At 73.9% G+C, this 6910-nt stretch carries 8 protein-coding genes; 4 read left to right on the top strand and 4 right to left on the bottom strand.

What is annotated here, in order from left to right:
- Positions 1 to 1310: ATP-dependent helicase (locus HUW36_RS22030; RefSeq protein WP_174529914.1), on the bottom strand; the 1310-nt coding region annotated here is incomplete at its 3' end.
- Between the two features lie 91 nt (positions 1311 to 1401).
- Here HUW36_RS22030 and HUW36_RS22025 point away from each other — a divergent pair.
- Entirely contained in the window at positions 1402 to 1644 is a 243-nt protein-coding gene (locus HUW36_RS22025) for a mycoredoxin (protein WP_091570776.1), read from the top strand.
- 58 nt (positions 1645 to 1702) lie between these two features.
- Here the strand turns inward: HUW36_RS22025 and HUW36_RS22020 are convergent, their stop codons facing one another.
- On the bottom strand, positions 1703 to 2968 hold the full coding sequence (locus HUW36_RS22020) for an MFS transporter (protein ID WP_174529913.1): 1266 nt from the start codon (positions 2966 to 2968) through the stop codon (positions 1703 to 1705).
- A 202-nt stretch (positions 2969 to 3170) separates the two neighbouring features.
- On the opposite strand from HUW36_RS22020, the gene HUW36_RS22015 reads away from it, so the two are divergent.
- The 3 genes from HUW36_RS22015 to HUW36_RS22005 all read left to right on the top strand — a co-directional run bounded on the left by HUW36_RS22015 (position 3171) and on the right by HUW36_RS22005 (position 4924).
- A complete protein-coding gene (locus HUW36_RS22015) occupies positions 3171 to 4151 on the top strand; it encodes a helix-turn-helix domain-containing protein (protein WP_174529912.1) in 981 nt (326 codons plus the stop codon).
- A gap of 68 nt (positions 4152 to 4219) precedes the next feature.
- Positions 4220 to 4459 carry a DUF397 domain-containing protein gene (locus HUW36_RS22010; RefSeq protein ID WP_174529911.1) on the top strand — a complete coding sequence of 80 codons (240 nt, stop codon included), beginning with the start codon at positions 4220 to 4222 and terminating at the stop codon, positions 4457 to 4459.
- Positions 4460 to 4654: 195 nt separating this feature from the next.
- A complete protein-coding gene (locus tag HUW36_RS22005; RefSeq protein ID WP_174529910.1) occupies positions 4655 to 4924 on the top strand; it encodes a hypothetical protein in 270 nt (89 codons plus the stop codon).
- A gap of 367 nt (positions 4925 to 5291) precedes the next feature.
- On the opposite strand, the gene nudC is transcribed toward HUW36_RS22005, so the two are convergent.
- Both nudC and HUW36_RS21995 read right to left on the bottom strand, forming a co-directional pair.
- The gene (nudC, locus tag HUW36_RS22000) at positions 5292 to 6242 is read right to left on the bottom strand and encodes an NAD(+) diphosphatase (RefSeq protein WP_174529909.1); all 951 of its coding nucleotides are present in this window, start codon (positions 6240 to 6242) and stop codon (positions 5292 to 5294) included.
- Positions 6239 to 6910: M16 family metallopeptidase (locus HUW36_RS21995; RefSeq protein WP_174529908.1), on the bottom strand; the 672-nt coding region annotated here is incomplete at its 5' end. The genes nudC and HUW36_RS21995, both read right to left, overlap by 4 nt.

The raw sequence follows: 6910 nt of genomic DNA, 5'->3' as shown, positions 1-6910 counted from the left end.
GGGGGCGCGTCCGGCGCCCAGCCGACCGCGGCGAGCCCCTCCACGACGGCCGCCCGCAGCGGCGTCTCCCCGGGGACCGACCGCGTGGCGGCGCGCAGCGCGATCATCGCCTGGCGCACCTCGGGCCGCTCGAAGAACCGCTCCGCGCCCTGGAGCACGTAGGGCACCTCGGCCTCGGTGAGCGCCTTCTCGTACGCCTCGGACTGCGCGTTGGTGCGGAACAGCACCGCGATCTCCCGGGCCGGGGTGCCGCCGGCGACCAGCGCCCGGCAGCGGGCCGCCACCGCGTTGGCCTCGGCCGGCTCGTCGGTGAAGATCCGCAGCTCCGGTTCCGGGCCGGGCGGGCGCTGGCCGTGCAGCTCCAGCCGCAGCCGCGCCTCGGCGCCCCGGGCCTGCGCGATCACCGCGTTGGCCAGCCCCACCACCTGCGGTGTCGAGCGGTAGTCGCGGACCAGCCGGACCACCGTCGCGCCCCGGTGGTGGCGCGGGAAGTCGACCAGGTACGACGAGGTCGCGCCGGTGAACGAGTAGATGGTCTGGCTGGCGTCGCCGACCACGGTGAGGTCGTCGCGACCGCCGAGCCAGGCCTCCAGCAGCCGCTGCTGGAGCGGGTTGACGTCCTGGTACTCGTCGACCACGAAGTGCCGGTACTGGTTACGCACCTGCTCGGCCACGTCCGGGTGCTCCTCGATGCCCCAGACGGCGGCACGCAGCATGTCCTCGAAGTCGATCACCCCGTTGCCGCGCTTGAGCCGCTCGTACGCGTCGAACACCTCGGCCACCCGGGCCGGTTCGTACGGCGTCTCGCGCAGCGCCTTGGCCGCGGCCACCACGTACTCCCCGGGCTCGACCAGGGACGACTTCGCCCACTCGATCTCACCGGCGAGGTCCCGGGCGGCGGCCCGGTCGGCGCGCAGGCCCACCTTGGCGGCGGCCAGGGTGACCACCCGCACCTTGCTGTCCAGCAGCTCCGGCATGGCCCGGCCGGCCAGCAGCCGGGGCGCGAAGTAGCGGACCTGCCGCAGCGCCGCCGCGTGGAAGGTCCGGGCCTGCACACCCGGCACCCCGAGCACACCGAGTCGGCTGCGCATCTCGGCCGCGGCGCGGGCGGTGAACGTGACCGCCAGCACGTGCCGGCCGGCGATGTCGCCGGTCAGCGCCCGGTGGGCGATCCGCGAGGTCACCGCCCGGGTCTTGCCGGTCCCGGCGCCGGCCAGGATGCAGACCGGGCCGGCCGGGGCGGTCACCGCGGACCGCTGCTCCGGATCCAGCCCGGCCAGCACCCGTTCCGCCGCTGAGTGAACGCCCACAGCAGGGAATCATCCCAGCCCCGTCTGATGTTGCAGCGGTTAGCCTGGCCTGATCGGACCGGGCGCGAGTCACCCCTTGGAGGACCAGACCATGTTGACGATGTATTCCACCCCGTGGTGCGGCTACTGCCACCGGCTGAAGTCGCAGCTCGACCGGGAGGGCATCGCGTACGAGGTGGTCGACATCGAGCAGGACACCGCGGCCGCGGAGTTCGTGATGGGCGTCAACGGCGGCAACCAGACCGTGCCGACCCTGCGCTTCGACGACGGCAGCGCGCTGACCAACCCCTCGATCAACCAGGTCAAGCAGCACCTGGCCAGCCTGCCCGGCTGACCTGCCCGCGCGTGACGAGCGGCCGTACCCGGCTCCGGGTGTGGCCGCTCGTCGCCGTTCAGGGCGCCCGGCGCCGGCGGGCGGCGGCCAGCACCTCGTCGTCGAGCGGGCGGCGCGGCGTCGGGACGCGGGGCGCGCCGACGGCCGGCGGGGTGAGCCCGCGACCCCGCCACAGGTAGAGGCCGGCGACCGTGGTGACCGCCCCGACCAGGGCGAACAGCAGCCGGTAGTCGAGCACGCCGACGAGCAGCGCGCCGGTGCCGATGGAGGCCGCCTGCGGCCCGCTGACCAGTGCCTCCGCGGCGGCGGTCACCCGGCCCAGCAGCGCCGGCGGTGTCCGCCGCTGGACCAGCGTGTTCAACCCCACCATGGTCAGCGGCAGCGAGACGCCGGCCAGCAGCAGCGCCACCACCCCGAGCCAGAGCCGGGGGTACGCCAGCGCCAGCGCGGCCGGACCGAAGAACGTCACCCCGGCGGCCAGCGCGCCGACCTCGCCGAACCGGCGCACCACCGCGGCCGAGAACAGGCCGCCGACCAGGCCACCGACGCCCTGCACCATGACCAGGACGCCGACGAACGCGGCGTCGCGGCCCAGACCCAGATCGACGTACGCGAAGATCAGCGATTCGGTGAAGCCCATCACCAGCGAGCCCAGCCCGTAACCGAGCAGCGCCCGGCGCAGCGCGGCCTCGCCGGCCAGGTGACGCAGCCCCGCGCCCAGCTCGGCCGGGCCGCGGCCGACCCGGCGTGGTGGCCCGTTCTCCTCGACCCGGAGCCGGCCGACCACCGCCGCGGCGATCAGGAACCCGGACATCGCCAGGGTGACCAGCAGCCAGCCACCGACGGCGGCGTACACGCCGGCGCCGGCGAGTGGGCCGATCAACCGCAGTCCCTGGCGGACCGTCTGGAGCGCGCCGTTCGCGTCGGGCAGCAGTTCGGCCGGCACCAGTTGCCGGATCAGCGCGTTGAGCACCGCGGTCAGGGTGATGTAGGACAGGCCGTAGAGCGCCGCGACCACGTAGATCACCCAGACGTCGGCCCGGTCCCGCACGGTGAGCAGCGGGCCGAGCAGCACGGCGGCCACCAGGTTGGCGGCGATGAAGAACGGCCGCCGGCGGTATCGGTCGACCACCCAGCCGACGAGCGGAGCCAGCGCCATCGGCGCGATGACGGCGAAGATGGTCGCTCCGGCCATGCTGTCCGACCCGGTGAGGTCCTTCACCCAGACGGCGAGTGCGAGCAGCAGGATCGACTCCGCCGCCATGCTCGCCACCAGTGCGGCGAACAGGAGGCGGAAGTCGGGGCGGCGCAGGACGGTGCGCATCGGTTCCCTCCGGCAGGGGTGCGCCACGGGGCGCGTCGGGGGCGGGCGCCGGTGAAGGCGCTCTCCACGGTCCTCTTTTTGTCTCGTGACACGCCCTCGCCGGAACCTCCGACGCCGGTCGCGCCGTCCATACTGACCGTGGGGGGCGAATTTCATACAGTTACCGTCGCGTCCTGCGACGGTCGACGGGAAAGAGGACGCCGTGCCTCCTGCCGCACCAGGCCCGATTCTGCGCCGTCGCCGACTCGGCACCGAGCTGCGTCGGCTCCGCGAACAGGCCGGTCTCACCGGTGACCAGGTCATCGAGCGGATCGGCTGGGCCTCCGCATCCAAGTTGTCCCGGCTGGAGAACGGTCGGAGCCGGCCCGACCCGGACGACGTCGACGTGCTGCTGACGCTCTACGGCGCCGACGAGGAGTTGCGCGCCGAGCTGACCGGCATCACCCACGAGGCCGGCGACATGCGTGGCTGGCTGCGCAACTTCCCGGTGATGACCCAGCAGCAACGCGCGTTCGCCGAGCTGGAGGCCGGCTGCGCGGAGATCTCGGAGTACAACCCGGTGCTGGTGCCGGGGCTGTTGCAGACCCCCGGCTACGCCCGGCACCGGATCATGTCCGCGGCGCAGGTGGCCGCCGAGGCCGGGGACCCGGAGACCGAGGACCCGGAGACCGAGGTACGCGCCCGGCAGTCCCGCCAGTCGCTGCTGACCCGCTCCCCCGACGTGCCCCGCTACACCGCGGTGCTGGAGGAAGCCGCGCTCGGTCGGCGGGCGGGACCACCAGAGGTCCTGCACGAGCAACTCGTCCACCTGTGCGAGCTGGCCCTGCTGCCGAACGTGACGCTGCGGCTTCTGCTGCGGGACACGCGGGTGGGTGACTGGTTCCTTCCGCCGACCGCGTTCTCGGTCTACCGGTTCGCCGATCCCCTCGATCCGGAGACGTTGGCCATCGAAGGTGGGTTCACCGACGTCATGTCGACCGAGGCAAACACCCTAAATCGCTATAAAGTGGTGTTCGAGTGGCTATGCGAGTCGGCACTCTCCGCATCGGACACCCTCTCCTGGTTGATCGAGGCGACGGGACGGCTGACCGGCACGGCAGTCGAGTCCACGGTGGCGTACGGGCCGGCAACGGCGCCGACCCAGCGTCGCCGGGACTCGGGGCGCCTCACCACGGAACGGTGATCCGACGGACACCGCCCGCGCTCCGGCGTCGCTCGTTCCCATCGGAGCACCACATCAGGAGCAGGACCATGAACGAGATCCGCAACAGCACGACCTCCCTCGCGGGGCAGCTCGCCGGGGCCGCCTGGCGCAAGAGCACCCGGAGCCAGACCTCGAACTGCGTGGAGGTCGCGCCGCTCGGCACCGGGCCGGCGACCGTGGCGCTGCGGGACAGCAAGGACCCGGGCGGGCCGGTGCTGCTGTTCAACCGGGCCGGTTGGCTCGGCTTCATCACCGGGGCGAAGAACGGTCGGTTCGACCTGAACTGATCCGGCGAGTATCCGGGGGCCGTCGGCGTGACGCCGGCGGCCCCTCGCCTGTCCATCCCCGACAACCGTGCTGACCTGGGGTCCACCGATCGGTCGAGCCGGCCGGTTTCACTTGCTGGGAAGACGCGCGGGCGTAACATGACGCTGGAGTGACGTGGAAGTTCCAGCGCATCCGTCCGCTCTCCGGGGGACACCATGCGGTTCCTGATCGTCCGCACCGAGATCCGTACCGCCGCCGACGCCGACATCGCCGCCGCCTGGGCCGGCGGGGGCCGCCTGCGGGACGAGACGAGCGCGCCGGAACCTCGCCGTCAGGTCGTCCACGCCGAGGACCGGGACGCCGCTCTCCTGCTCGCCCGCGCCCTCTCCGCCGTCGGTGCGGTACGCGCCGGCCGGCACCGGGTCAAGGTGCTGCCCGTCGAGGAGACCGCCCCCGGTCACCCCTACCGGTGGGACGGCGGATGACCGTCCACTGACGTCCGTCGTGGCCGGACCGGCTCCCCCGCCGCGCTCCACGCCTCACCCGGCCATGACGGCCCGTGTTCCCGGCCCGCGACCGCCGCGGCAACGACGGTCCGGGCCGGGACCGTGTCCACCCCCGCCGCCCGGGCCCGCCCCCCGCCGGCCCGCACGCCCCGCCCGGCAAGCCCCGACCGGCGGAAGGACCCCCGCGATGCGTGGTCGGCGGATCGTCCGGTCGCGCTCGCCGCACCAGTCACACTCGCCCAGTGCGATATACCGCTGGGTCATATTCATGACTCAGCGGTATGTCGCAGTCGACCCCACCCCTCAGGTGGGCCGGTCACGCACCGTGCACCTCGGACCGAGCGGGTCAGCAGTGGCCGTCGAGCCAGCGGTGCACCAGGAACAGCGCGATCGACGACGGCGGGGGCAGGAGCAGGCGATCCCCGCCGTCCACCGTCACCGGCTCGTCGGCCAGCGCCGCGCCGATCTCCCGGCGACTGAACCAGCGGGCATGGGCGATCTCCGCCGGGTCGACCCGGATCGGCGCGTCGGCGTCGGCCCGGGCCAGGAAGCCGAGCATCAGCGAGCCGGGGAACGGCCAGGACTGGCTGGCCACGTACCCGATCTCCGCGACCTCGACGCCGACCTCCTCGCGGACCTCGCGCAGGACGGCGGCCTCGGCCGACTCGCCGGGCTCGACGTAGCCGGCCAGGCATGAGTAGCGACGCAGCCCGGGGGTGCTCGGCCAGGCCGCGTTGTTGCCGAGCAGGCAGCGGCCGTCCGGGCCGTCCGCCCCGTCGTGCACCAGCACGATCATGGCAGGGTCGGTACGCGGCCAGGCCCGGTCGCCGTCGGGATCGATCCGCGACCAACCCGCCTCGTCGATCCGGGTCGGGTGCCCGGTGCGGGACGAGTATCCGTGCCGGAGGTGCCAGTTGAGCAGCGCCAACGCGGTGGTGAACACGCCGGCGTCCCGGTCGCTCATGAGGTGGCCGACCTCGCGCAGGTGCGCCCGGCGGGTGCCCGGCAGCTCCGGTAGCGGCCCGTCCACCGCGAAGACCGGCACCCCGTCCGGCTCGACGCCGAGGAACATCGGTACCGAGCGGGGCACCTCGGGCAGCTCGCCGGGACCGACGAGGACCAGCTCGGGCGGGGCGGCCACGCCCCGGACGAGCGCGCGCCCCTCGTCGGCCGAGTCGAGCACCAGCACCCGCGCCCGTTCCCAGGCCTCGGCCAGCCAGGTGGGGTCGGTCCGCAGGTGGGCGGCCCGGTCCAGCGTGGACCGGGCCAGCGGCGGCGCCGGCTCACCGGCTCTCACGGTGTCTCCGTCCGCACCGGCGCCAGCGCGGCCAGCGAGTCGGCCACCCGGGCGGCGTCACCGAGCACCACGGTGACCGCCCGGGCCGGAGCCAGGTAGCGGGCCGCCACCTCGGCCACGTCGTCCACCGTCGCCGCGGCCAACCGGGCGGCGTGCTCGGCGAGGAAGCCCAGCCGGAGCCCGTTGCCGGCGTACGCGCTGGTCAGCGACGCGAGGCCGGCCTGGGTGGACATGCCGAGCTGGAGCGTGCCGAGCGCGTACTGGCGGGCCTGCTCCAGCTCCTCCGGTTTCGGCGGCACGGTGGCCAGCCGGCCCAGCTCGTACAGCGTCTCCACCATCGCCGGCGCGGTCACCTCGGTGGCCACGTCGGCGCCGGCGACCAGCACCGACCCGGCGACCGAGTGCTCGACCAGCGAGTGCGGCCCGTACGTGTAGCCCTTGTCCTCGCGGATGTTCTCCACCCAGCGGGAGGAGAAGTAGCCGCCGAAGATCAGGTTCGCCAGCTGCAGCGCGGCGTGGTCGGGGTGGGTGCGGGGCACCGCGGGCAGCGCGAGGCGCAGCGAGGACTGCACCGAGCCGGGCCGGTCGACCAGCACCAGCGGCCCGGGTTCGAGCGGCGGCGCGGGCGGCAGCTCGGCGGTGTGCCCGTCCCCCCGCCAGCCGGCGAG

Origin of the sequence: Micromonospora maritima, assembly GCF_902825405.1 — a bacterium.
GTDB classification, from domain to species: Bacteria; Actinomycetota; Actinomycetes; order Mycobacteriales; family Micromonosporaceae; genus Micromonospora; species Micromonospora maritima.
This window is presented reverse-complemented; position numbering and strand designations above follow the sequence as displayed.

Bases quoted from the DNA above. Each gene is read 5' to 3' on its own strand.
- HUW36_RS22010 (WP_174529911.1), top strand. From the start codon at position 4,220: ATGAACGAGATCCGCAACAGCACGACCTCCCTCGCGGGGCAGCTCGCC.
- HUW36_RS22025 (WP_091570776.1), top strand. From the start codon at position 1,402: ATGTTGACGATGTATTCCACCCCGTGGTGCGGCTACTGCCACCGGCTG.
- HUW36_RS22020 (WP_174529913.1), bottom strand. From the start codon at position 2,968: ATGCGCACCGTCCTGCGCCGCCCCGACTTCCGCCTCCTGTTCGCCGCA.
- HUW36_RS22005 (WP_174529910.1), top strand. From the start codon at position 4,655: ATGCGGTTCCTGATCGTCCGCACCGAGATCCGTACCGCCGCCGACGCC.